This is a genomic window from Paenibacillus naphthalenovorans (assembly GCF_001465255.1).
In the GTDB taxonomy this organism is placed as follows: Bacteria; Bacillota; Bacilli; order Paenibacillales; family NBRC-103111; genus Paenibacillus_G; species Paenibacillus_G naphthalenovorans.
In genome coordinates this window covers 3109093-3134148 of record NZ_CP013652.1, presented here as the reverse complement: position 1 = coordinate 3134148, position 25056 = coordinate 3109093, and the positions used below count along the sequence as shown (strand labels likewise).

The window sequence follows — 25056 nt, the reverse complement described above, 5'->3', positions numbered from 1 at the left end:
CGTTACGTTCAACGAAGTGGGAGGAACCGTTTCTTCGTGCCTATGCTATGCAGCATAAGAAAGGTTTTTCCAACAAGGGTGGTACCGCGGCTTTTTCGTCCCTTATCGGACGGAAAAGCCTTTTTTGCGTTGAGCGAAACCGGGAGGCACTTAAGGCTAAGGCACATAATGAAACAACGATTAAGGAGGCGGCATGGCGATGAAAGAACGATTGCTTGCATTAAAGGAAGAGGCGCTTAATGAGCTCGCTCGTGTGGAAAACCAGCAGCAGCTCAGCGACCTTCGTATCAAGTATTTAGGGAAAAAGGGCCCGCTCACCGAAATTTTGCGCGGTATGGGCGCTTTGAGCGCGGAAGAGCGTCCGGTTATCGGTCAAGTGGCCAATGAAGTGCGCGCTGCGATCGAGGAAGTGATTGAAGCCAAGCAGGCAGAATACAACCAAGCGGAAACGCAGGCGCGCCTGGCGGCTGAAACGATTGACGTGACACTCCCGGGGCGGCCCGTTGCACGGGGTGCGGTGCATCCGATCAGCAAGGTGATTCAGGAGATCGAGGATATTTTTATCGGCATGGGTTATTCGGTGGCCGAAGGCCCTGAGGTGGAACAGGATTACTACAATTTCGAAGCGCTGAATTTGCCGAAAAACCACCCGGCGCGCGACATGCAGGATTCGTTCTATGTAACGGAAGATATTCTGATGCGGACGCATACCTCTCCGGTACAAGTACGGACCATGGAGAAAATGAAAGGCCATGTGCCGGTCAAAATCATCTGCCCCGGCCGGGTATACCGCCGTGACGACGACGATGCGACGCATTCCCATATGTTCACGCAAATTGAAGGACTTGTCATCGACAAGGGCATTCGTATGAGCGACCTCAAGGGGACTTTGCTTCAATTCGTTCAGGAGCTGTTCGGCAAGCAAACGCAAATCCGGATGCGGCCGAGCTTCTTCCCGTTCACGGAGCCCAGTGCGGAGGTGGATGTCACCTGTGCGATGTGCGGCGGTCACGGCTGCCGGGTGTGCAAGCAGACAGGATGGCTCGAAATCCTTGGCTCCGGCATGGTGCATCCGCGCGTGCTTGAGATGGCAGGCTATGATCCGCAGGAATACAGCGGATTTGCCTTCGGTCTTGGCGTGGAAAGAATCGCGATGCTGAAATATGACATTGAAGATATTCGCCATTTCTATACGAACGATCTGCGGTTCCTGAAGCAGTTCGTGCATATTTAAGAGGGGAGCGTGACCTGGGGAAATGAAGGTATCGTATGAATGGTTATCCCAGTATGTGGATATAAGCGGTAATACAGCGGCCGAATTGGCTGAAAAGCTGACTAGAAGCGGGATTGAAGTTGATATTGTGGAAAACCGGAACAAGGGTGTGGAAAAGGTCGTCGTCGGCTTTGTCAAGTCGCGGGAGAAGCATCCGGATGCCGACAAGCTGAGCGTATGCATCGTCGATGCGGGCCAAGGCGAAGATCTGCAAATCGTTTGCGGAGCGAAAAATGTGGCTGCAGGCCAGAAGGTGCCTGTCGCGCTAATAGGCGCGAAGCTGCCGGGCGGATTGTCGATCAAACGCTCGAAGCTGCGCGGCGTGGAGTCGCAGGGAATGATTTGCTCGGCCAAGGAGCTGGGCTTAAACGACAAGCTGCTGCCCAAGGAGATTCAGGAAGGCATTCTTGTTCTGCCTGAGGACACGGAGGTGGGTGCAAGCATTTTGGATGTGCTCGCTCTAAACGATGAGGTAATGGATCTGGATCTGACGCCGAACCGTTCGGATTGCTTGAGTATGCTGGGTACGGCTTATGAGATCGGCGCCATTCTCGGCCGGGAAGTCAAGCTGCCTGACGCCGAGTCGGGACTCCGTAAGAATACAAGCGGAATAAAGGCGGAGGATAAGATATCGGTCGAAATTTCCGCAAAAGATTTGTGCTCGCATTATGCGGCGCGCTTGATCGAAGGCGTACGAATCGGAAAGTCACCTTTGTGGCTGCAAAATCGTCTGATGGCGGCCGGAATTCGGCCCATCAATAATATCGTCGACATTACCAACTACGTGATGCTGGAATTTGGACAGCCGCTGCATGCGTTTGATGCGGATAAGCTGGCCAACGGCCATATTGACGTAAGGCTGGCCCGCGAAGGCGAGAAGCTTGTAACGCTCGACGATGTGGAGAGAACGCTTGAGCCTCACATGCTGCTGATTACGGACGGTACGAAGCCGGTCGCGATTGCAGGCGTAATGGGGGGCGCGAATTCCGAGGTCACCGAGGGAACGACCCGGATTGTGCTGGAATCGGCCAAATTCGACGGCGGCTCCGTCCGCAAAACGTCGCGTCAGCTCGGGCTCCGTTCCGAGGCGTCTTTGCGGTTTGAGAAGGAAGTGAATCCGGAAGCGGTCATTCCGGCTTTGAACCGTGCGGCGTCACTGATTGCGGAGCTGGCCGGCGGACAAGTGGCATCGGGTGTGGTAGAGGCTGTAAGCGGCGAGCATCGGCCGGTGAAGATCGAGATCACCGTAGGCCGCATCAACAGCTACCTTGGTACCGAGTTGTCTGCCGAGGAAGTGAAAGCCATTTTCGGGCGGTTGAATTTTGCCGTTGAGCCGCTTGATCGGGATGGCTTCCGGGTGCATGTGCCCAGCAGACGCGGTGATATCACGAGAGCGGTCGACCTCATTGAGGAAGTGGCGCGCCTTCACGGCTACGATCATATTCCGACAACGCTGATGAACGTAGTAACGACGCCGGGCGCACTCACAAGAGAGCAGTCGATCCGCCGCGTGGTCCGGACGCTTCTGACGAACAGCGGCCTTCATGAGGCCATTACGTATTCGTTCACCCATCCGGAACAGATTCACAGCTTCCCTGGCGCTCACCGCGAAACGAAGCCGGTAGCCCTGGCGATGCCGATGAGCGAAGAACGCAGCGTGCTACGCACGAGCCTGGTGCCTCATCTGCTGGACGTGGCTGCATATAACCGCAACCGGAACATCAACGATGTGGCTGTTTTTGAGATTGGCCGCGTGTTCCTCTCGGATGAAGAAACGCTCAGCCGGCTGCCGGAGGAGAAGCTTATGCTCGCGATCCTGCTGACGGGCAAGCGGAGCGATGTGCATTGGACGGGAAAACCGGGGGACGTGGACTTCTATGATTTGAAGGGGATCTTTGAAGGGCTCGTCCAGTATCTGGGTATAGAAGGCGTCCGGTACGTAGCGGCAGGTCCGGAAGGCTTCCATCCGGGGCGCTGCGCGCAAGTGGAAGTAGAGCGTGACGGAGTCCGCAAAATCATCGGAACGCTCGGACAGCTGCACCCGGCACTGCAGCAGCAGAAAGACCTTGCCGACACATACGTATTAGAAGTGGAAATGGACGCGCTCACGGAGCTAGCGGGTGAACGCTTCACCTATGACCCGCTGCCTCGTTACCCGGCCATTATCCGCGACATGGCGCTGGTGGTGGACCGCGGCGTAGCCGTGGGCGATTTGCTGGATAAAGCCAGGGAGACGGCGGGTTCTCTGCTTGAGTCGATTCAGGTATTCGATGTTTACACGGGTGAACGGCTTGGAGCGGATAAGAAAAGCGTCGCCATTTCCCTTGTGTATCGGACGCCGGACCGTACATTGACCGACAATGAGGTAAGCGAATTGCATGGCCGCGTTGTGGCCGAGCTGGAATCGGCTTTCGCCGCCGTGCTGAGGAAATAATGGTTCATCTCTTCTGACAAAAGGTTGAGAACTGTAGCAGGAAAAGCGATTCTCCGTATCGAATGTTTCTAGGATACGGAGAATTTTTTTGTTTGTTCTGGAAAGGGGAGCAGCGTTTCGTGAGCGGTGAAGATAAAGTCCGGATGACCGTAGACATCTATGGCACTCAATATAAGCTGATTTCAAGGTCGAGTCCTTCTTATATAAAGAGCGTTGCGGCGCTCGTCAATGATCAAATGCATCGAATTGCCGAAAGCAGTCCCCGGCTGGATTTGCCCAAAATCGCCGTGCTGGCGGCGGTGAACATGGCGGATGAATGGACACGCATACAGAAGGAGCTGGAAAGCACGCTCGCCAAGGTGCGGCAGCTTGAAAAAGCGCAGGATGATCTGGCGGAGCTCCGTGGGATTCATGCGCAGCAGCAGGAGGAACTGTCTGCCGTAAACGAGCGGTTGGCCGCCGTAACGGCGGAGCGGGATGCGCAGCAATCCGCATTCGAGCAAGCCGAGCTGGAGTCGGCTGCACTTCGTGCGGAGCTGAATCAGCTGGAGGACCTGCGGAAGAAGCTGGAAACGGAACTGGCGGAGGTACGGGAGCGGCTGGACGGTCAATTGGAGCTGACCGGAGAGCTGGAACGGCAGCTGACGGAAGCAGTCGGGCGTACGTGGGAGCTTGAAGAGCGTGTTCATTCGGATGCGCAGGAAGCGGAGCGCCGCGAAAAGCAGCTGCGGGAACTGGAGCAGGCGAAGCAGGGACTGGAGCGGCGTATATCTGAGCTGGAGAAAGAGAAAGACGGCCTGCAAGGCCGTGCGGCTTCGCTGGAAGCGCAGCTCGTCAAGCAGGCGGAGGCGGCAAAGCAAACGGGACAGCGCCTCTCTGCACAGGAGGCTTGCGTCCGTGAGCTGGAGCAGCGTTTGCAGACCGTACAGGCCGAGCGGGACAAGCTGGTTGAGCAGCTTGCGACGTGGGAGCGGCAGTATGCAGAGCTCAGCGATCAGCTGGACCTGCTCCAGGAGCAGGTTGCCAAGCGGGAGCAGGAGATTGAGCTGCAGGTAACGCTCTACAACGAACTGCAGCAGCAGGCAGCGGAAGAGCGTGTGCAGGCGCAGCAGCGTGAAGCGGAGCTGGCAGAGCAGTTGGAGCAAAAGCGGCGGCTGCAGATGCAGCTGGGCGAACAGCTGGAGAAAGGCCGGGAACTGCAGCAGCTTAATGACAAGCTGCAATCGGAGCTCGAGGCGCTGCGTCGCGAGCATCATGAGAAGCAGGAAGAGCTCGGGCTGCAGGAGGAACTTTACCGTGAGCTGGAAACAGAGCTTGAAGGACTGCGGGATCAAAGCAGTTTGCGCGAAGCAGAGCTGCAGCGGCAGCTGGCGGATCAAGAGAAGCGGCACGCCGGGGAGCTGGCGGCCGTGCGCAATCGCGCCCGCGAGGAAGCTGCGGAGCAGGAAGCAGCTCTGGCGGAGCTCGAGCGGAAGCTGTCCGAGCGCGAAGCGGAGTGGAAGCAGACAGCCGACGGGTTGGAGGCGCGCCGGGCGGAGCTGGAACGGCAGCTCGCGCAGCAGCAGGCGTACAATCTGCAGCTGCAGGAAAGCAGCAGCCAGTGGCAGCAGCGCAGCGAGTCGCAGGCGGCTTATGCCGACGAGCTTCGCGCCAAGGTTCATGAGCAGCAGGAAGAGCTTGAACTGCAGCAGGAACTGTATGACGAACTGCAGGGACAGTATGACGAGCTTCAGAAGCGCGTCGTTTCCCAGGAAGCGCAGGCTCGGCAAACGGCGGAAAGGCATGAAGCGTATAGGGCGGAACTGGAAAGCAAGCTGGCTGAACGCGAAAGCGAATTAGCCGAGCTGCGCCGCGAACGCGAGGCGGCAGAAGAGCTTAGCAGGGCGCTGGTAGAACAGTGCGCTGCGCTCGAAGAACGGCAGATCTCCGCGCAGAGCGAGCGGGATGTGCTCCAGCAGCGGCTTGCCGCACAGGAAGCCCGCATTGTTGAGCTGGAGGCGCAAGCCGAACTGGCAAAGAAGCTGGGGCGTGATTTGACGGAGCAGCAGGAAGAGCTTGAGCTGCAGATAGAGCTGTATAATGAGCTGCAGGAACAGTTGAACGCACAGGTGCAGCAGCATAAAGCGCTGCAGGCCGAATACGGACAGCAGCTGGAGAAGGCGGAACAGGTATATCAGGAACTGGAGACCTTGAGATCCGAATACGAAAAGCTGCAAATCGAATATAACGAGTGGATTGAGCTCGTGGAGAAGGAATAGAAGAATGAACGGATTGGATTGGGGAGTACTGGTGATCTTGGCTGTCGGGATCGTGCTCGGCTATTCACGTGGGTTCATTGCCCAGCTCCTCTCGATCGCCGGCTTGTTCGCGGCTTACCTGATTGCATTTGCATTCTACGATGATGCAGCGCCATGGTTTCAAGGAATGCTCGGATATTCGGGACATGAAACTTACTCAAATGATGCGTTCCTCACACAAGAGCTGCATCTGGATACTTACGTGTACAATGCGCTTGCTTTCGCTTTCCTGCTGTTTGGCGCCAAATTCGCTTTCAGCATGGCCGGACGTCTGTTAAACCTGTTGACGGCGGCACCGGGACTCAAGCAAATTAACCAGTTTAGCGGTGCGACATTAGGCTTTATTGAAGCTGCGTTGATTGCCGTAATTGCCGTCCACATCATGACCGTGCTTCCCAACGACACGTCTCAGCGGCTGTTGAAGCAATCCGCTTTGGCTCCTTATATCCTGGAGCGGACACCGGTCATCACGGAGAAGCTTCAGGAGCTGTGGAAGAGCCGGGCGGATGGGGATCAGGCGGCCGGACAGTCCGGTTGATTTGATCGATGCTGTCGTTAATCGGAAAATAAGTTTCGGCTCTAAGGCACACGATAACCGAATACGAAAAAAACAGCCCCACCCGCCATTGCCGTACGGGATGAGGCTGCTTGTATATGAGTTTATGCTTCAACGATTAGCTTGGCTCTCATAGCCATATGGCCGGAGCCGCATGGAATGGAGCAAATGATATCATAAGAGCCTTCTTTGTCGACGATCACCGTCGCCGATTTTTTATTATTGTCCAGATTCACTTTCAGTCCGTTAATGGCGATCCCGTGAAGCCCTTCTTTGTTTTCCAGCGTAAAGGTAACTTCTTGTCCTTTTTTCACCTTATATTCTTTTTGGTCAAAAGCAAAATTGGTGGCAATCAGCTTGACTTCCTGGGACGATGCGGAGCTTCCTGCCGCTCCTCCTGCTGTGTTTTCATTGGCAGCAGGCTGCGACGCTTGCGGTTTTGTACCGCAGGCGGACAGTGCAATTATAAGGCCGACAGCCACAATACTGATCATCCACTTTTTCATATGATCATTCCCCCCACCCGGTTGATTAAAGAATTGTTCATGTATATATATTACCAATATCGGCTTCGTTTGGCTGTGTCAGGGTCGTGACAGACATGTGAAAAGATCGTGACCGAAACCCGTGTGCATCAAAACAAAAACGGTATCCGGTTAATCCTGTATGTGCTGCAAAAAGAAAAGAACTGCCCCATGACCGGGACAGTTCCTTTGTTACTTGGCGCCTTCGCGTTTCGATGCGTGTTCAAAGGGAGTCTTGACCGGAATAAACAAATCGATGATCCCGATCACCAAGGCGGCCAAAATGGCGCCGATGATGCTGGTCGATACTCCGGTTACGATAAACTGCGCCAGCCAGATGATAAGGGCGCTCGTAACGAAGCCTACGATCCCCCGTCCAAATGGCGTAATTTTTCTGCCGAAAACTCCTTCGATGATCCACGCCGCAATGGCGATTACCAGTGCCAGAAAGAAGGCACTCCAGAATCCCCCAACGGAAAATCCGGGAACAATCCAGCTTACCACCAGCAGCATGATGGCGGAAACGACAAATCTGACGAGATGGCCAAGCAAATGCATCTGCAGATTCCTCCTTAAAATACGTTAGTCGCGACGCTTGAGCTTCGCGGGCTTGAAATTAGCTTTACCGCGGACAAAACGCTTTATAAGTGGCAATCCTTAGGGTATCCATAGCTTAACGGCTCCGACTTGGATATAATAGTATAGCGAATAGCTTTTTCGGTTCTCAAGAAAGGCAGGTTTATAACCAATTCCAATGAAAACAAATTCATCATACAATCAAAAAATATTGTCCACCCTCGATTTTCACGCCGTGCTTCAGCGTTGTTCGCAGCACGCTTCCACATCTATGGGGCAGGAACGCGTCCTTTCGCTTGAGCCGAGCGGTGTATTTTCCGAGGTGAAACGCAGGCTGCAGGCTACCGATGAAGCCGTGAATGTGGAACGCCTTAAGGGCGGGGCTCCATTTGGCGGTATACGCGATATTCGCGCAGCGGTTCACCGCGCCCGGATCGGCGGTATGCTGAATCCGGCGGAGCTGTTGGATATCCTGCTGACATCCCAGGGCGGCAGACGGCTGAAGAAGTTTCTGGAAGCCCTGCATGAGGATTATCCGATACCGCTGCTGATCGAACTGACGGAGCCGATGACCGATCATAAAGCGATAGAGGACCGGATCCGGGCGTGCATCGATGAAAATGCGAATGTGGCCGATTCCGCTACTCCCGAGCTTGCAAGGATACGTCAAGAGCTGCGCGGCAGCGAATCGAAAGCCCGAGAGCGTCTTGAGCAGATGATACGGACGCCGTCGATCCAGAAGATGCTCCAGGAAAATCTGGTAACGATGCGTAACGACCGCTACGTCATTCCGGTAAAACAGGAATACCGCGGCCACTTCGGCGGAATGATTCACGATCAATCCGCATCGGGAGCAACGCTATTTATCGAGCCTGAAGTTGTGGTACAGATGAACAATCGCGTTCGGGAGCTGAAGCTTAAGGAAGAAGCGGAGATTGAGAAAATTTTGCGCATGCTCTCCGCGCTTGTCGCAGAAGCGGCTGATCCGCTTTTGGTGAATGTGGAGGCATTGGCGGAGCTGGATTTCATCTTTGCCAAAGCCGGGCTTGCCCGTGAGATGAAAGCGACGCTGCCGATCTTGAACGACCGCGGGTTCATCAAGCTGAAGCGCGGCCGGCATCCGCTGATTTCACCGGACAGCGTCGTACCGATCGATGTGGAGCTGGGCAACCGCTATTCGGCCATCATCGTTACGGGCCCGAACACAGGGGGCAAGACTGTCTCGCTCAAGACGATCGGCCTTCTGTCGCTCATGGCCATGGCCGGATTGTTCGTGCCCGCCGAGGAGGGCAGCCAGCTTTGCGTCTTTGATGCGATTTATGCGGATATCGGGGATGAGCAAAGCATCGAGCAAAACTTAAGTACGTTCTCCAGTCATATGACCAATATCATTCGCATCTTGAAGGAAATGACGCCCAAGAGCCTGGTGTTGCTTGATGAGCTTGGAGCGGGTACGGATCCGGCCGAAGGCTCGGCGCTTGCGATATCCATTCTGGATTATATTCACCGGATGGGCTGCCGCATCGTAGCCACGACGCATTACAGCGAGTTAAAGGCATACGCCTTCGATCGCCAGGGCGTCATCAATGCCAGCATGGAGTTCGATGTCCAAACGTTGAAGCCGACTTACCGGCTTTTGGTGGGTGTGCCGGGGCGAAGCAACGCTTTTGCCATCGCCGAGCGGCTCGGTCTGGCCAAGCCGATCATCGATCATGCCCGGGGGCAGGTCGGCGAGGAGGATCAGCGCGTCGAGTCGATGATTGCGACGCTCGAAGAGAACCGGCTGAAGGCGGAGGCGGAGCGTACCACGGCGGAGCAGCTTCGCCTCGAGGTCGAAGCGCTCAAAGAGCAGCTGGCGAGCGAGCGACGGCGCTTCGAGGAGCAGCGCGACAAGCTGCTCGAGCGGGCCGAGCTTGAGGCGCGCGAGGCGGTGGCTAAAGCCCGGCGCGAGGCCGATGAGGTCATCAAGGAGCTGCGCAGACTGCAGCGGGAAGAAGGAAGCGGCGTAAAGGACCATAAGCTGAGCGAGCTCAAGAGCCGGCTGAACAATGCTGCGCCGGAGCTGAAGAAGGCGTCCAAGGCTCCGAAGAAAAAGCCGGAGGCGATCGGACCGGGAGACGAAGTCATCGTCACAAGCCTTGGTCAAAGAGGGCATGTGGTGGACATCGTGAACGCTCAGGAAGCGAATGTGCAGCTGGGTATCCTCAAAATGAAGGTGAAGCAGGACGATCTGCAGCTTGTGAAAAAGGCTTCCTCACAGACGAAAACGCCTCCGAAGGCAACTTCAAGCCTGAAGCGGACCAGGGAGGATAACGCAAAGATGGAGCTTGATTTGCGGGGGGCAAATGTCGAGGAAGCGATCATTGAGGTGGACCGGTTTCTGGATGAATCCTATCTGGCCAATTTCGGACAAGTGTATATTATTCACGGTAAGGGAACCGGCGTTCTGCGGTCGGGGATTCAGGAATTTTTGCGCAAGCACAAGCATGTGAAAAGCTTCCGGATGGGTGCGTATAATGAAGGGGGCGCCGGGGTGACGGTCGCGGAGCTGAAATAATACCAGCTGCAACCATCCGTTTTCCCGGCCCGGGAACTGATTCTGAATTTTTCTTTACTTTTGAAACTCCGTGAGAAGATTGTCGTATATAAGAGTAAAGCATCGATGTTCCACAAGCTCTGCAGGCTAAAAACATAACCATTTCATATTTCAGGAGGGCTCCGATATGGGGATTTTTAAGAGACTGCGCGATTTGACGATGGCTTCGATCAACGATTTGCTCGACAAGGCGGAAGACCCGGTAAAAATGCTCAACCAATTTTTGCGCGATATGGAAGAGGATATTCGTGAGGCCGAAGTTGCCGTTGCGAAGCAAATTGCCATTGAGAAGAAATTCAAGCAGCAATATGAAGAAGCGCTTGAAATGGTTCAGAAGCGGGAAGAACAAGCGCTCAAGGCTCTGGAAGCGGGGAATGAAGATCTTGCCCGCCGCGCGCTTCAGGATAAGAAAGAGCACCAGCAGCGCCATGATGAGATGAAGGGGCAGTTCGAAACGGCCAAGGCTAATGCCGACCGCCTGCGCAGCCAGCTTGCCGAAATGAAGGATGAATTCGCCAAGATGAAGAACAAGAAGGATATTCTTGTAGCCCGTGCTGAAGCTGCCAAAGCGCAGAAGCAGATCAACCAGGCGATGTCCGGATTCGGCACAGACAACGCCGCCAAGGGATTCGACCGGATGAGCGAAAAGGTGCTCCAGCTGGAAGCGGAAGCGGAGGCCAGCGGTGAGCTGAACTCCAGAGGGAAAAGCCTGGACGACGAATTAGCCGCTCTCGGCAAAAATGACGGTGTAGACGATGAATTGGCCGCGTTGAAGGCGAAACTCGCAGCGAGAAAGCAAGCGGAGTAAAAGATTCACAAGCAAAGCGGAGACTGAAAGGATGGCACTTTCAGTCTCTTCGATTGTTGTCTTTGCGCTTCAAGGAAAAGGCGGGGAGAATCGACCATGATGAATGAAGAGGTGGGACGCATGATAGCAAATCCATACATGGAAACGTTGGCATTTTTTTCTGTCGCCGTGCTGGCATTAATCGTTTTTCTGGCATTGTTTGAACTTGTAACGAAGTACAAGGATTGGGACGAAATCAAGAAGGGCAATCTTTCCGTAGCGATGGCGACCGGCGGCAAAATTTTCGGGATTTGTAATATATTTCGTTTTTCCATTCTCAATAATGACACGATCTGGCACTCGCTGATCTGGGCCGGCTTCGGATTCCTGCTGCTGCTGATCGCTTACTTTATATTTGAGTTTTTGACACCGTATTTCAAAATTGACGAACAGATCCAGCAGGATAACCGGGCGGTCGGCTTTTTATCCATGATTATTTCGATATCGCTTTCTTACGTTGTAGGCGCCAGCGTCACCTGATGGAATCCGGATCGTTGTTCGATTTGAAGGAGGAACGTCCTGTGAAATATTTATGGGGCACCTTGTTGGCGCTTGCGCTTGTGTTTTTGGGCGCGGGCGTTTACTATTTTATTAATCATGCATGAGTTGAATAAAGGGAGGAATATTGTTTGCCGCAATCCTATGACTCTCTATGCCCTTGGTGCCACACCGAAATTGTCTGGGATCCGGAGATCGGCCCGGAAGAAACGTGTCCGCACTGCTTCAACGAGCTGGGAGATTACCGGAGTATAAATATTACCGTCAAGCCGTCGGATCAGCAGATCACGTACGATGACGAAGAAGAGGACGATTACGATCTGTCCGACGAAGACCTGGAGCTGATAGATGAGTATGAAGAGGGTGTGCAGCGGGTGCTGGACAGTCAGGAGGATGCTCCCGAATGCGCGGCATGCCACAGCTTGATGCTGTATGCCGGAACGCAAAACGGATCACAAGGGTTCGCGCCGTTTGTGCACGGGAACTTGAAGCAGCCCCTGCTCAAAGCGTCTTTTTCGTCACAGGTTTATGTTTGTCCTTCCTGCTTCAAGGTAGAGTATTCCTTGGCCGAGGAGGATCGGCTTGCCATGATCGAGCTGCTCCGTTCAAACGGCAAATCATCGTCATAAATCGTGGGGGGAGGCGTTCGCGCCTTTCCCCGCTTTCTCTTTAACCGGGGATTCAAAGGTTTGTCATATTGCCGGCATCGCTCATGTTTTTTGTCTTTTTGGGAAGCTTAACTAAGACATTACATGGGATTAGGTGAGCGAATGCATACCGGAACTAAACATTTTCCAGACCATTGGACTCGTAAAAGCAGCAAAAGCGGAGCAGGTCATGAGTGGCGGCAGGTCCGCAGGGAAGTCCCGGGAGGCGGGGGCCGTGAGGGATCGGGGAAAAGCGCTCCGTTAACGGGACAATCGCGGCTGCTGCTGACAGTCAACGGATTATTTGCCGCCGCCAACGCTTTATCCGGGGTCTTCGTGAATGTATATCTCTGGAAGGCTAAGCACGATTTTTCGGTCATTGGTTGGTTTACATTAGTACATCACCTCTCGATGGCTTTGACGTTCTGGCTGGCTGGCAAATGGGTGAAAGAACATAATAAAATGAACTGTTTGCGAACGGGAGTGGCGGTTGCCGCGCTGTTTTATTTGCTTGTGCTGTGGTTTGGCGAGCAGTCGGCGGATTATTATGTGCTCCTTGGGGCTGTCCAGGGACTGTCATCCGGTTTGTTCTGGTTGGCTTTTAATGTCGTTTATTTTGAGGTGACGGATCCGGACAACCGCGACCGGTTTAACGGTGCAGCAGGACTGCTCGGATCAGGAGCGGGGATGATCGCCCCCTGGATATCGGGGTTTCTTATTGTCCGCATGCAGGAGACCAACGGGTACCGCCTTATTTTTACATTGTCCCTTATCGTATTTTGCATCGGCGTGATCGTCAGTTTTTTCCTGAAAAAACGAAAAACCTCGGGAAATTATGAGTGGTTCCTGACCTGGCGATGTTTACGGCAAAAGGATACGGCATGGCGCAAGGTCGGTCTGGCTTTGATGGCGCAAGGCGTACGGGAGGGCGTGTTCGGCTTTTTCATCGCCCTGCTTGTTTTCGTCCATACCGGCAGCGAGATGAAGCTGGGCAATTTTTCGCTTCTGACCTCGGCCGCGGCGTTGATCAGTTTTATGCTTGCGGGCCGATGGCTGCGTCCGGAATACCGGCCTAAAGCTTTACTGATCGGGGCGGTTATGCTGGTGCTGATTATTTTTCCTTTTTTCTGGAAGGTTGATTTTGTTACGCTCCTGATGTTCGGTATTGGAGCGGCCGTATTCTACCCGCTATATGCCATACCCATGACATCGATCGTTTTTGATCTGATCGGAGGCGATGAAGAAAGTGTGAAGCGCCGGGAGGAATATATCGTGATGAGGGAGCTTGCGCTCAATGCGGGACGTCTTCTTGGTACGGCGGTATTCATTACGGTGGTATCCCTGACCCGGTCCCCGGCAGCCATGAACTGGCTGCTGCTCGCCATTGGCAGCTCGCCGATCGCGGCTTGGTATTGGATGCGTAAATTGAAGGCAGATAAAGCTTAAGGCATGGTTGTAAGCGCGTGCCAGCTTGACAAAACATTCCCTCCCGCTAAAATAAGGGGACAGAGGATTGGTAGTACGGAAGCTGGAGGTTTCTGTACGTTAAGGGAGGCTGCAGCATGGGTTCAAGTAAAAAGATGGTAAACAGCATCACAGAGCTGATCGGGGATACGCCGGCCGTCCGGGTCAACCGTCTCGTAGGCCAGGATGATGCGGAGCTTTACGTGAAGCTTGAATATTTCAATCCGAGCGGAAGTGTCAAGGATCGTGCGGCGTTCAATCTGATCGCTCAGGCGGAAAAGGATGGCTGGATTCGTCCAGGCGCTACGATCATCGAGCCGACAAGCGGAAATACCGGAATCGGGCTGGCGATGAACGCGGCGGCAAAAGGGTATAAAGCGATTTTGGTTATGCCGGACAATATGACCAAGGAGCGGATCAATCTGCTGAAGGCTTACGGAGCGGAAGTCGTACTTACTCCCGCTGCGGAACGCATGCCGGGCGCCATCAAGAAGGCTCTTGAGCTGCAGGAGCAAATACCGAACAGCTTTATTCCCCAGCAGTTTGAGAATAAGGCGAATCCGGATATTCACAGAGTAACGACGGCTCTGGAGATCATTGAGCAGATGGATGGGCGGCTGGACGCCTTTATCGCCACCTCGGGCACCGGAGGGACGATTACCGGTACCGGGGAAGTGCTCCGTGAGAAGCTTCCGGGGATCAGTATTTATGTCGTTGAGCCTAAAGGATCGCCGGTTCTGTCGGGCGGACAGCCCGGGCCCCATAAGCTGGTCGGCACCAGCCCGGGCTTTGTGCCTTCGATTCTGAACACGGATGTTTACGATGAGATCGTGCAGGTCGCTGACGAGGACGCACTGCAAACGACGCGTGACTTGGCGAGGCTTGAAGGTATCCTGGTCGGCCCGTCTGCGGGAGCGGCGGTATGGACCGGTCTGCAGGTAGCTCGCAAGCTTGGCCGCGGCAAACGTGTGCTGTGCATTGCGCCGGATACGGGAGAACGGTATTTGAGCATGGACATATTTTGATGGCAGCGGCATAGGGGAAGCGGCGGGACAGTCCAGGGCGGACAGCTCCCGCCGCTTTTTTTGTATAGAGAAAGTGTGCGGAAAAAGGTTGCATAAATATTCATTATTATGTATAATAATAAACAAGGGAGCGGGAAACCGGTCCTTCTGATTTTTGAACATCTTACTGGAGAGGGGAACCTTTCATGAAAATCGCACTGCATAATGAGCTTCCGGGCGAGGCGCAGTTTCAGCAGTTGATCGATTCCGTTTCCGCACATTCTGGCCAGAGCGGAGAATTTTCATACGAATCGTACTCTCATAGTGATCGTGTTATAGCCGCTTACGATCAAGGACGGCTTGTCGGACTGGGTCGTCTCGTGGATGCCGATCAGAGCAGGATTGAAATTACAGTGCTTCCCGGGTACCAAGGGCGGGAAATTGAAGGATATATGCGTAAACTTCTTACAGCTCACAGCTTCTGCCATAGCTAGTCTGCTTCATAAGTCGATGATCAGCCTCCATTACTGTGGGGGTTTTTTGTCGTCCATTTCCGGCTGCATGTCATGCTCTTTGTAATTTTGCTTTGCCAAATGACGGGCGATAGGTGTAATATGTAGTAATAATAAAAGCTTCCGGTCGAAGCCAGCCGAAGAATGGATACCATGGTAAAGCCGGAATTTTATGGATACAGAAAGGTTTGATTTTCATCGAACTTCTTTTCTGTCATTTTAAGCTTTGTAGGAGGGCGCATCCATGGAACAATTCAAAATGAAAATCATTGAGCTGCTCAAAGAAGATGCACGCCGCACGCCGGCCTTGATCGCAACCATGCTCGGGGCTTCCGAGGCGGAAGTGGCGGAGGCGATTCAAGAGCTGGAAGAGGCGAATGTGATCGTAAAATACGCTACGGTCGTTAATTGGGCCAAAGTGGACAGCGAGAAAGTCACTGCCCTCATTGAAGTGCAAATTACGCCGGAACGCGGACGCGGCTTTGACGCGATTGCCGAACGCATTTACTTATATCCTGAAGTGAAATCGGTCTATTTGATGTCGGGCGCATATGATCTGCTCGTGGAGATCGAAGGCAAAACGCTCAAAGAGGTGGCGTCGTTCGTTTCCAATAAGCTTTCCCCGATTGATCGGGTATTGTCGACGAAGACGCATTTTATATTGAAAAAGTACAAGCAGGACGGGATTACCTTCGAAGATCATGAAGATGATCGCCGCCTCTTGATCTCACCGTAAAGGACGCTGAGAAGATGATAGAGCATAAACAGGCCCAACAGCAACCGCTGCAGACGAAGTCGATGAGCGGCTATCTGGCTCCGCTCGTGCGTGAAATTCCGCCATCAGGCATCCGTAAGTTTTTTGATCTGGTGAGCGGCAGCAAGGATATTATATCCCTTGGAGTAGGGGAACCTGACTTTAGCACCCCGTGGCATGTCAGAGAAGCGTGCGTTTATTCGCTTGAACGCGGAAATACCAAGTATACGCCCAACTCCGGGCTGCCTGAGCTGCGGGAAGCGATTGCCGAATACTTGTACGAGTCGTTTCACGTCCCGTATGAGCCTTCCGAAGAGGTGATCGTCACCGTTGGCGGAAGCGAAGCCATCGATCTGGCGCTGCGCGCCTTGGTTACCCCGGGCGATGAGATTCTTATTCCGGAGCCCTGCTACATTTCTTACAGCCCGATTACCCGGATCGGCGGCGGCATTCCCGTAGGCATCGAGACTTTTGCCAAAGACGGCTTCAAGCTGACGGCGGAATCGCTCAAGGCGGCGATCACGCCCCGTTCCAAAGTGTTGATTCTGTGCTATCCAAGCAACCCGACCGGGGGCATCATGACCTATGAGGATTGGCTGCCGATTGCCAAAGTCGTTGAGGAGCACGATCTGATCGTTATCTCGGACGAGATTTATGCGGAATTGACCTATGAACAAAAGCATGTCAGCTTCGCTTCGATTCCGGGCATGCGCGACCGGACGATTCTTGTGAGCGGCTTTTCCAAGGCGTTTGCGATGACCGGTTGGCGGATGGGATACGCTTGCGGGCATCCCGACCTCATATCGGCCATGCTCAAAATCCACCAGTACACGGTCATGTGTGCGCCGTCCATGGGACAGGTTGCTGCCCTGGAGGCGCTCAAGCACGGCATGGAGGAAAAAGACCGCATGGTAGAGTCCTACAACCAGCGCCGTCGTCTTGTCGTACAGGGTTTCCGGGACATCGGACTGCAGTGTCATGAGCCTCAGGGCGCATTCTATGCCTTCCCTTCCATTCAGGCAACGGGGCTAAGCTCCGAGGAATTTGCCGAGCGCTTGATTCGTGAGGCGAAGGTCGCAGCAGTACCCGGCAATGTATTTGGCAAGGGTGGAGAAGGATTTGTCCGCTGTTCTTACGCGACTTCGGTTAACCAGCTGATTGAAGCGATTGATCGAATAGGCAATTTCATCAAAAAGCTTTAATTAAACAATATTATCCATTTTCAATCCCCCCAAAAACTGGTATATTAGATGTAGATTCATATTTTCATAGAATATGAATCTTTTTCTTTATAGGTCTAAAGATATGAAGCGGGAGGGATGAAGAATGGCTTTTCCGGAATATCAGCTTCGGCAATACATGAATAACGGCTGGATTCGCGAGAATGATCAGAAAGCCAAGTGGATTTTTGGAACAGGAAAACGTGCTTCGTCTGCCTTATCTTTAGAAGATCATATTTACCTTTTAAGACGCGAACTGGAGCGCCTTGTACAAAACGGAAATGACCTGACATCACCGGAAGTAGTGAAAATCAGTATGGAGCTTGATCTCAAAATAAATGAATATATGAATCTTCATCAAAAGGGCCGGTCTTGACCGGCTTCTTTTATGAGATCGAAAGAAGTGTAAGTGAGCAGCAGAGTGCCAAAACGTCAAATGGTCAGCTGTAAGGATGATTTCAGCGCAGCAGCCAGGTTTTTCGTGCTTCCTCCTTATTCTTAAAAGCTTTGAAAGAGCAGGTCTTTTATGTTAACATCATAAAGGATATGTTGGAGAATCGGGGTAGAGAGGGAAAAACACGAGGGGAGAAACCGGCGTGAGAAGGAATGGGCTGCTCTGCCTGCTGCTGATGATGTTCGTACTTGCTGCAGGCTGCGGCGGAGGATCGAAGGCGGATGTGTCGATTTTCATGATAGGATCCAACGGGATCCCGAATGAAGCGGGAGAAAAGTTGCAAGCCTCGCTGCAAAGTGAAATAGGTGAATCGGCCAGTGTGCAAGTATTGGCGGCGCCTATATTTTCAATGGAGAAGCTGATCGTCGAAATAGCGGCCGGTCAGAACGGCATTCTGATGATTCCGGAGAATCATTTTAAAGCGATGGGCGAGCAGGGCGGTTATGTTCCGCTGGACGATGTGGCCAAAGCGGAGGATTTTCCTGAGGGCGTTCTGGAAGTTACGGAAGACGGCAAGAAGCAAAAGCATCTGTACGGCATCCCGATGGATCAAACCAAATGGTTTACGGAGCTCGAATTCGACGGCAAAAATCTGTTCGCGTTCATTCCGGCCAATGCGCCGGACAAAGAGAAAGCGAAGCAGGTCATGAAAATAATTGCCGAGAAATAATTGTGCATGCCAGTCATGCAGCGGACAACAACATAGCGGTTCAGGTGCCCGCACAGCCAATCAACGCTTGCGGGTTAAAAGGGAAGCCGGTGTGAATCCGGCGCGGTCCCGCCACTGTAAACGGGTAAATGCTCTTCATGAAGTCACTGTCTGGAGCAGACGGGAAGGCGAAGAGCTCTGGCTCAGCGAAGCAGCCCGTAAGTCAGGAAACCTGCCTGAACATGCATTCGATGCAGCCTTTCGAGGAAAAGGGGCAGACGCGCAGCCTGCCGGCGGCATATCGACTTGATGTCGACTGCGGCCGCCAGGTTTGTCAGAGTGTGCCTCTGCTTTGGAGACGATCCGAAAGCAGGGGTCTTTTCGTTTTTTGAATGATGATAAGGAGATGGACCTATGTATTGGGATAAGACGACTCGCATAAAAAAAAGGCTGCTTGCAGCCGTTCTGAGCCTGGCTTTGGCGGGAACGCTGGCAGGATGCGGAAGCGCTGCGCCAGCGCCGGGGCAAGGTCAGCAGGCGGAATCGCCGAAGGCGGGCGACGCCAGGCAGGAAGGGTCGGTCACATCGGCCAAACGGACGACGTATCCGCTCACCGTCAAAGACGCTACGGGTAAAGAATTTGTTTTTGAGAAAGCTCCGGAGCGCATCGTTTCCACTTCACCGAGTGAAACGGAAACACTCTTTGCTTTGGGGCTCGGAGATCAGGTAGTGGGCGTATCGGATTTCTGCAACTATCCAGCCGAAGCGGCGGCGAAGCCGAAAGTCGGCAGCATCATCAAGCCGAACGAGGAAGCGCTCGTTGCGGCCAACGCCGATTTGGTCATGACGGGGGTATCCATGAATATGACCGTAGTGGAGAAGCTTCGCGGACTGAAGGTGAATCTGTTTAAGGTCGAGCCCAAAACGTTAGACGATGTGATGAGCAATATTCTGCTCATGGGGCAAATCTTCGACCGCCAGGAGCAGGCGGAGAAGCTGGTCGATTCGATGAAGGCCGAACGCCAAAAGGTACTGGATGCGGTGAAGGATCTGAAGCCTGAGCAGAAGAAAAAGGTATTTGTCGAGTTTTCCCCCGGCTGGACGGTCGGTAAAGGCGAGTATATTGACGAGCTGATCAGCCTGGCCGGAGGAATCAATGTGGCGGGCGGCGAGAAAGGTTACGTAAAGCTTAGCGAGGAGAAGGTGATCGCGGACAATCCGCAGATTATTCTTTATCCGACGGGGATCATCGACGAGAAGAGCAATAAGCCGATGGATCAGTTGATTCGCGAGCGCAGCGGCTGGGACCGGATTGAAGCGGTGAAGTCGAACCGGTTGGTCGGGTTGGACAAGGACATTATGAGCCGTCCGGGTCCCCGGATTACACAGGCATTGACGGAAGTAGCCAAAGGAATATACCCGGAACTGGTGAAATAGATGAAGCGTAAGCTGTGGATTTGGGGCGGAGCCGCCTTGGCCCTGCTTGTATTCGCCGTTTCTGCGGCAGTATCGATCGGTTCGGTCCGAATTCCGTTTGGTCATGTCTGGGGAATCGTACTTCATCAGCTGCCTTGGATCGGTGAACGAATCCAGGGGGATTGGAGCGAAGCTTCGGAACAAATCGTATGGAGGGTCAGGCTGCCAAGGGTAGTGCTGGGCATTCTGGTCGGTGCCGCCCTGGGGTTGGCCGGCGCGGCCTTTCAGGGCGTACTCCGCAATCCGCTTGCCGATCCGTACACGCTGGGCGTTTCGTCCGGAGCATCGGTGGGCGCGGCTTTTTTGATCTTGTTCGGTCTGCAGTATACGCTCTTTGGGGAGTGGACGGTACCGGCGGTAGCGTTCTTGACCGGAGTACTATCGCTCTGTACGGTGCTTTTGCTGGCACGGACCGACGGCAAGCTGCGTAAGGAAACCGTCATTCTGTCGGGTGTCGTAATGCAGGCGTTCCTGGGCGCCTTCGTCTCGTTAATGGTGGCGATGTCGGATCAGGTGATCAACGAAATCATCTTCTGGCTGATGGGAAGCCTGGCGCTGCGGGGCTGGACTTATTCGCTGGTGCTGCTGCCGTATTTGGCTGCAGGCTCCGCAGTGCTGCTCTGTTACGGCCGGTCGATGAATTTGTTTGCGCTCGGGGAGCGGCAAGCGGCGCATCTAGGCGTCCATATCGAGAGGACCAAGCTGATTGTCCTGATGGCGTCTACTTTGATCACTGCGGCGGCCGTATCCGTGTCGGGGGTGATTGCTTTTGTCGGGCTTCTGGTGCCGCATTTGCTTCGGCTGATGATCGGACCGGATTACCGCTTGCTGCTCCCCCTGTCTCTAATTGGCGGCGCGATTTATGTGCTGCTCGCAGATACGCTGGCCCGAACGTTGCTTAGTCCGACGGAGATTCCGCTCGGAGTCGTGACGGCGTTTATGGGGGCTCCGTTTTTTGCTTATTTGCTGCGGCGGAAAAAACGGATGGTGCGTGAGTGAAAGGAGGCCGGCGCGATGATTCAAGTAGATGTGGAAGAGGTGTCCAAGGCATTCGGAGCGCGGGAGGTGCTCCGGGGAGTCCGCTTTCGGGTGAAGCCCGGTGAATGGTTCGGTATTCTGGGACCCAACGGAAGCGGGAAATCGACGCTGCTTCATCTGATTACCGGCCTGGAGCCGGCGACTGCGGGAAATGTGCGGCTGGATGGCAAGCCCGTGGCATCCTGCTCAAGGAAAGCCTTGGCGCGGCAGATCGCGGTGCTGGAGCAGGATGCGCTGCCGCCGCTCGGCTTCACGGTGCAGGAGGTGATCGAAATGGGACGCTACCCGTATCAAAACTGGCTGGGAGACGAAACGGCGGATGCCGCTGCGCTGGTAGAGCGGATTATCGCTTGGCTGAAGCTGGACTCCCTGCGGGAGCGAACCATCGATCATTTGAGCGGCGGTGAACGTCAGCGTGTAGCCTTGGGGAAAGCAATGGCGCAAGAGCCCAAGCTGCTGCTGCTGGATGAACCGACAACATTTCTGGATATCGGGTACCAGGTTGAAATGATGGATATGGTTCGCGAATGGCAGCAGGAATGGGGGATGACGGTCATTTCGGTGCTGCACGATCTGAATTTGGCCGCTCAATACTGCGACCGTCTCCTTCTGCTGCATGAAGGAGCGACGGCGGGAATCGGTACGGCTGAAGAGGTGCTTCGTGCCGATCTGCTGGAGCAGGTGTACGGAACGCGGCCTCACATTCTTGCGCATCCGGACAGCGGTGTTCCGCAAATCTTACTGGGAAAGGGAACAAGATGATGAGCAATAACCGATTGGAACAAATCATTGCGGGTGTCGCCCCTTTGGATAAACGGAGTATAGAGGAGGCGGCGCGTCATCTCGATCAGCTGACCAAGCCGCCGGGAAGCTTGGGCAGACTGGAGGAGGTGGCCAAGCAGCTTGCGGGAATCCGCGGGGAGCCGATACCGGATCTGGGGAAAAAGGCGGTCGTCGTCATGGCTGCGGATCACGGCGTATGCGAAGAAGGCGTCAGCGCCTATCCGGCCGAAGTCACGCCGCAGATGGTGCTTAACTTTCTGAATGGGGGCGCGGCGGTGAACGTGCTTTCGCGCCACGCCGGAGCCGACGTTCTGTGTGTCGATATTGGTGTGAACGCGGAGCTTTCCGATTCACGGCTGAGGTCTCATAAAATTCGCATGGGCACGGCCAATATGGCTAAGGGGCCCGCGATGACGCGGGAGGAAGCGGAGGAAGCGGTTCTGGTCGGTGCGGAGATAGCCGCTGAATTGGTGCGGGATGGCTACGGCTTGATCGCCACCGGAGATATGGGCATCGGCAACACGACGGCCAGCTCGGCCATCTTGACCGTACTTGGGGGTACGGATGCGGCCGAAGCCGCAGGGCGAGGCACCGGAATCGACGAAGAGCGCCTGCGGCACAAGCAGGCTGTAATTCGCCAAGCGATCGAGCTCAATCGTCCGGATGCGGCCGATCCGATGGACGTGCTGTCCAAAGTGGGGGGGCTTGAGATCGCCGGCTTGGCCGGCGTCATCCTGGGGGCGGCCAAGCACCGCTGTCCGGTCGTCATCGACGGGTTCATCTCCTCGGCTGCCGCTTTGGTCGCAGCCCGATTGGCACCGCTCAGCGTACGGTATATGATCGCCTCGCACCTTTCGCAGGAACAGGGACACGCGCGTCTGCTCGAAGAAATCGGACTGATACCGATGCTTGTGATGGACATGCGGCTTGGCGAGGGTACGGGCGCCGTCCTTGCTTTTCCGCTGATTGAGGCTGCGGTCAAGATCATGAAAGAAATGGCGACCTTCGCCAATGCGGGTGTTTCCGGTGCGCTTCCTGCGGAGCAGCTGCAAGGATGAGCCGGCGGGGACTGAAGGTGCTTGTAACGGGCGGGGCCCGCAGCGGGAAGAGCTCTTTTGCGGAAAGCTATGCGGCAACACTTGGCGCACAAGGTCTTTACATCGCCACGTCGCAAGCCTATGACGATGAAATGAAGGAACGCATCGCGATGCACCGCCGGGAACGGGATGAACGAGGGTTTCCGTGGATTACGGCGGAGGAGCCGTATGATCTCGCCGGGGCGCTTCTTAGGGCGGAATCGCCCGTCGTGCTTGTCGATTGCCTGACGCTGTGGCTGTCCAATTGGCTGCTGAGGCTGGAACAAGAGCCGGAGACCGGGCGGTTGGACGGGCTTGAGGCCAAAATTGACGAGCTGGCGGAGGTATTCGGTTCGCTCGACCGTCCGGTCGTTCTGGTTACCAATGAGGTAGGCAGCGGTCTGGTGCCTGAATATAAGCTCGGTCGGGTGTTTCGGGATCTGTCCGGGCGAATGAATCAGCGGCTGGCCCGCATAGCCGACCAAGTGTTTCTGGTCACGGCGGGAATTCCGGTGGAACTGAAAAGCCGGGCGTTTCACTTTTAGTACGGTGCGGAGGAACGGACTTGCTGTTTTATAGTTTGCAAGAGTTGATGTGGATGGTGCTTGCGGCGATAGTGATCGACTGGGTCATCGGGGACCCCGCATGGCGTTGGTTGACACACCCGGTTGTTTGGATCGGGCGGTTGATTGCATATTTGGAAAACCGCCTGTATCCGATTCCGGTGAAACAGGAGAGCGAATCGGCCGCAGAGGCGCGCCGTGCCCGTTTGTGCGGAGCGGTACTGGCCTTCTTGACGATCGGTCTGTCTGCCGGAAGCATTTGGCTTATGGTATGGCTGGCGGATCAAGTACATCTATGGGTTGGTTATGCCGCCAGCACCTGGTTTATCTCGACTACGATCGCCGTCAAGGGGCTGAAGGACGCGGCGATGGCGGTATATAAACCTTTAAGCGAAGGACGTATCGATGAGGCAAGAGAGCAGGTCGGCTTCATTGTCGGAAGGAACACTTCACAGCTCGACGAGCCTGAAATTACGCGGGCCGCGGTCGAGACCGTAGCCGAGAACATTGTGGATGCGTTTATTTCTCCGGTTTGCTATGCCTTGGCGGGAGGCGCTCCATTGGCGATGCTGTACCGCGCTTCCAATACGCTCGACTCGATGGTGGGCTACAAGAATGAAAAATATATTCATTTCGGATGGGCTTCGGCCCGCTGGGACGATGTGATGAACTGGATTCCCGCAAGGCTGGCGGGTCTGCTGATCGTGATGGCTGCGTGGTTCAGCCCCGGGCTTCGTGCAGGAAGAGCCGCGCGTTCGATTGTACGCTTTGCCCGGCTTCACCCGAGTCCGAACAGCGGCATTCCGGAATCGGCCGTCGCCGGAGCACTGGGTATCGAGCTTGGCGGAGTGAACGTTTACCACGGCCGCACGAGTGAGCGGGCACGGATGGGGTGGCCGCTCAGAGAACGGGAGCGAGAGGACATCCGTCGAACCGTCGGGATATTGTACGGTGTCAGTTATCTGGTTGCGGGGGGATTGCTGTGCGGGCTTTTTTGGCTTTATGGATAACGTGGGGGTCGGCCTGTGCGGCTGCTTTTCAATTTCTGACCCGTCTTCCCGTGCCGGTGAAGCTTGATTACAATGACGCTTTGTTTCGCCGAAGCGTCGTTTTTTATCCTTTGGTCGGCTTGGTGCTCGGAGTTCTTCTGATGGGTGCGGGGAAGCTGCTGTATATGGCTTTGCCTCCGCTTCCCGCCGCCGCGCTGCTGCTTTCGGCCTGGGTGCTGCTGACCGGAGCGCTGCATCTGGACGGCCTGATGGATATGGCGGACGGCATATTGAGCCACCGTTCGCGCGAGCGGATGCTGGAGATCATGAAGGACAGCCGGGTCGGCGCTATGGGCGTCGTAGTATGCGCGCTGGTGCTGCTTCTGAAATGGTCTTTGCTGCAGGAGCTTTTTCGTACCGGGACGCTGAGCTGGCTGCTGCTGCCGATGGTTTTGCTGTGGAGCCGGTGGTATATGGTGGTTGCGATTGCCGGCTGGCCCTATGCGAGGCAGGAAAAAGGCGGCGGTATGGGGAGTTTTTACCGCGGCGTCGGATGGAAGCACATTGCGGCCCATAGTGCGCTGGCTGCACTATTATCCGCAGCTGTGTTCCTGACCGCACGGGCGCTGGGTCTGCACTTGGCAGGGGGGCTGTGGCCTATGCTGGCATTTGCGGGATTGACTCTTGGCGGCGGTTATCTGATGAGCGAGTACATTCATCGCAAGCTGGGCGGTTTGACCGGAGATACCTATGGGGCTATGAACGAGCTGCTGGAGGTGCTGCTGCTTCTTTTGCTTGTGTTGATGACGGGACAGGGGGAATGAAT

General features: G+C 54.8%; 25 protein-coding genes and 1 riboswitch. Of the genes, 23 read left to right on the top strand and 2 right to left on the bottom strand.

Annotation, left to right across the window (positions count from 1 at the left end):
• Positions 1–199: 199 nt before the first annotated feature.
• The 4 genes from pheS (at position 200) to IJ22_RS15320 (ending at position 6542) form a co-directional block, all read left to right on the top strand.
• On the top strand, positions 200–1234 hold the full coding sequence (gene pheS / locus IJ22_RS15335; RefSeq protein WP_054818670.1) for a phenylalanine--tRNA ligase subunit alpha: 1035 nt from the start codon (positions 200–202) through the stop codon (positions 1232–1234).
• Positions 1235–1256: 22 nt separating this feature from the next.
• On the top strand, positions 1257–3707 hold the full coding sequence (pheT, locus tag IJ22_RS15330) for a phenylalanine--tRNA ligase subunit beta (RefSeq protein WP_062409443.1): 2451 nt from the start codon (positions 1257–1259) through the stop codon (positions 3705–3707).
• 119 nt (positions 3708–3826) lie between these two features.
• Positions 3827–5965: a cell division protein ZapA gene (zapA, locus tag IJ22_RS15325; RefSeq protein ID WP_137671154.1), complete on the top strand. Its 2139-nt coding sequence runs from the start codon at positions 3827–3829 to the stop codon at positions 5963–5965.
• 4 nt (positions 5966–5969) lie between these two features.
• Entirely contained in the window at positions 5970–6542 is a 573-nt protein-coding gene (locus tag IJ22_RS15320; protein ID WP_062409441.1) for a CvpA family protein, read from the top strand.
• Between the two features lie 122 nt (positions 6543–6664).
• Here IJ22_RS15320 and IJ22_RS15315 read toward each other — a convergent pair whose 3' ends face one another.
• Both IJ22_RS15315 and IJ22_RS15310 read right to left on the bottom strand, forming a co-directional pair.
• Positions 6665–7066: a cupredoxin domain-containing protein gene (locus tag IJ22_RS15315; RefSeq protein ID WP_062409440.1), complete on the bottom strand. Its 402-nt coding sequence runs from the start codon at positions 7064–7066 to the stop codon at positions 6665–6667.
• 210 nt (positions 7067–7276) lie between these two features.
• On the bottom strand, positions 7277–7642 hold the full coding sequence (locus IJ22_RS15310; RefSeq protein WP_062409439.1) for a phage holin family protein: 366 nt from the start codon (positions 7640–7642) through the stop codon (positions 7277–7279).
• A gap of 196 nt (positions 7643–7838) precedes the next feature.
• On the opposite strand from IJ22_RS15310, the gene IJ22_RS15305 reads away from it, so the two are divergent.
• The 19 genes from IJ22_RS15305 to cobS all read left to right on the top strand — a co-directional run bounded on the left by IJ22_RS15305 (position 7839) and on the right by cobS (position 25054).
• Positions 7839–10217 (top strand): endonuclease MutS2, encoded by a 2379-nt coding sequence (locus IJ22_RS15305; protein WP_062409438.1) that lies wholly within the window; start codon positions 7839–7841, stop codon positions 10215–10217.
• A gap of 166 nt (positions 10218–10383) precedes the next feature.
• Positions 10384–11064 carry a PspA/IM30 family protein gene (locus IJ22_RS15300; protein WP_054818675.1) on the top strand — a complete coding sequence of 227 codons (681 nt, stop codon included), beginning with the start codon at positions 10384–10386 and terminating at the stop codon, positions 11062–11064.
• A 99-nt stretch (positions 11065–11163) separates the two neighbouring features.
• Entirely contained in the window at positions 11164–11583 is a 420-nt protein-coding gene (locus IJ22_RS15295) for a DUF350 domain-containing protein (RefSeq protein ID WP_062411011.1), read from the top strand.
• Positions 11583–11708 (top strand): hypothetical protein, encoded by a 126-nt coding sequence (locus tag IJ22_RS27020; RefSeq protein ID WP_256380563.1) that lies wholly within the window; start codon positions 11583–11585, stop codon positions 11706–11708. The genes IJ22_RS15295 and IJ22_RS27020 overlap by 1 nt, the downstream gene beginning before the upstream one ends.
• 24 nt (positions 11709–11732) lie before the next feature.
• Positions 11733–12230, top strand: a complete 498-nt coding sequence (locus IJ22_RS15290) for a hypothetical protein (RefSeq protein ID WP_062409437.1) — start codon at positions 11733–11735, stop codon at positions 12228–12230.
• A 141-nt stretch (positions 12231–12371) separates the two neighbouring features.
• The gene (locus tag IJ22_RS15285; protein ID WP_062409436.1) at positions 12372–13694 is read left to right on the top strand and encodes an MFS transporter; all 1323 of its coding nucleotides are present in this window, start codon (positions 12372–12374) and stop codon (positions 13692–13694) included.
• Positions 13695–13810: 116 nt separating this feature from the next.
• Positions 13811–14737: a cysteine synthase A gene (cysK, locus tag IJ22_RS15280; protein ID WP_062409435.1), complete on the top strand. Its 927-nt coding sequence runs from the start codon at positions 13811–13813 to the stop codon at positions 14735–14737.
• Positions 14738–14922: 185 nt separating this feature from the next.
• Complete coding sequence (locus tag IJ22_RS15275) at positions 14923–15210, top strand: GNAT family N-acetyltransferase (protein WP_054818678.1); 288 nt, start codon at positions 14923–14925, stop codon at positions 15208–15210.
• Positions 15211–15472: 262 nt separating this feature from the next.
• Positions 15473–15964: an Lrp/AsnC family transcriptional regulator gene (locus tag IJ22_RS15270; protein WP_062409434.1), complete on the top strand. Its 492-nt coding sequence runs from the start codon at positions 15473–15475 to the stop codon at positions 15962–15964.
• Between the two features lie 14 nt (positions 15965–15978).
• A complete protein-coding gene (locus IJ22_RS15265) occupies positions 15979–17184 on the top strand; it encodes an aminotransferase class I/II-fold pyridoxal phosphate-dependent enzyme (RefSeq protein ID WP_062409433.1) in 1206 nt (401 codons plus the stop codon).
• 124 nt (positions 17185–17308) lie between these two features.
• Positions 17309–17578, top strand: coding sequence for an aspartyl-phosphate phosphatase Spo0E family protein (locus IJ22_RS15260; protein ID WP_054818679.1), 270 nt, complete (start codon positions 17309–17311; stop codon positions 17576–17578).
• Between the two features lie 220 nt (positions 17579–17798).
• Positions 17799–18326 carry a hypothetical protein gene (locus IJ22_RS15255; RefSeq protein ID WP_062409432.1) on the top strand — a complete coding sequence of 176 codons (528 nt, stop codon included), beginning with the start codon at positions 17799–17801 and terminating at the stop codon, positions 18324–18326.
• Between the two features lie 25 nt (positions 18327–18351).
• A riboswitch (cobalamin riboswitch) is annotated at positions 18352–18559 on the top strand.
• Between the two features lie 160 nt (positions 18560–18719).
• Complete coding sequence (locus IJ22_RS15250; protein WP_062409431.1) at positions 18720–19742, top strand: ABC transporter substrate-binding protein; 1023 nt, start codon at positions 18720–18722, stop codon at positions 19740–19742.
• Positions 19743–20780 (top strand): FecCD family ABC transporter permease, encoded by a 1038-nt coding sequence (locus IJ22_RS15245; protein ID WP_062409430.1) that lies wholly within the window; start codon positions 19743–19745, stop codon positions 20778–20780. It begins immediately after the preceding gene.
• Positions 20781–20795: 15 nt separating this feature from the next.
• Positions 20796–21581, top strand: a complete 786-nt coding sequence (locus tag IJ22_RS15240) for an ABC transporter ATP-binding protein (protein WP_062409429.1) — start codon at positions 20796–20798, stop codon at positions 21579–21581.
• Complete coding sequence (cobT, locus tag IJ22_RS15235) at positions 21581–22660, top strand: nicotinate-nucleotide--dimethylbenzimidazole phosphoribosyltransferase (RefSeq protein ID WP_062411010.1); 1080 nt, start codon at positions 21581–21583, stop codon at positions 22658–22660. The genes IJ22_RS15240 and cobT overlap by 1 nt, the downstream gene beginning before the upstream one ends.
• Positions 22657–23223, top strand: a complete 567-nt coding sequence (gene cobU / locus IJ22_RS15230) for a bifunctional adenosylcobinamide kinase/adenosylcobinamide-phosphate guanylyltransferase (protein WP_062409428.1) — start codon at positions 22657–22659, stop codon at positions 23221–23223. The genes cobT and cobU overlap by 4 nt, the downstream gene beginning before the upstream one ends.
• 20 nt (positions 23224–23243) lie before the next feature.
• Entirely contained in the window at positions 23244–24251 is a 1008-nt protein-coding gene (gene cbiB / locus IJ22_RS15225) for an adenosylcobinamide-phosphate synthase CbiB (RefSeq protein ID WP_062409427.1), read from the top strand.
• The gene (gene cobS, locus IJ22_RS15220; protein ID WP_062409426.1) at positions 24224–25054 is read left to right on the top strand and encodes an adenosylcobinamide-GDP ribazoletransferase; all 831 of its coding nucleotides are present in this window, start codon (positions 24224–24226) and stop codon (positions 25052–25054) included. The genes cbiB and cobS overlap by 28 nt, the downstream gene beginning before the upstream one ends.
• Positions 25055–25056 lie beyond the last annotated feature (2 nt).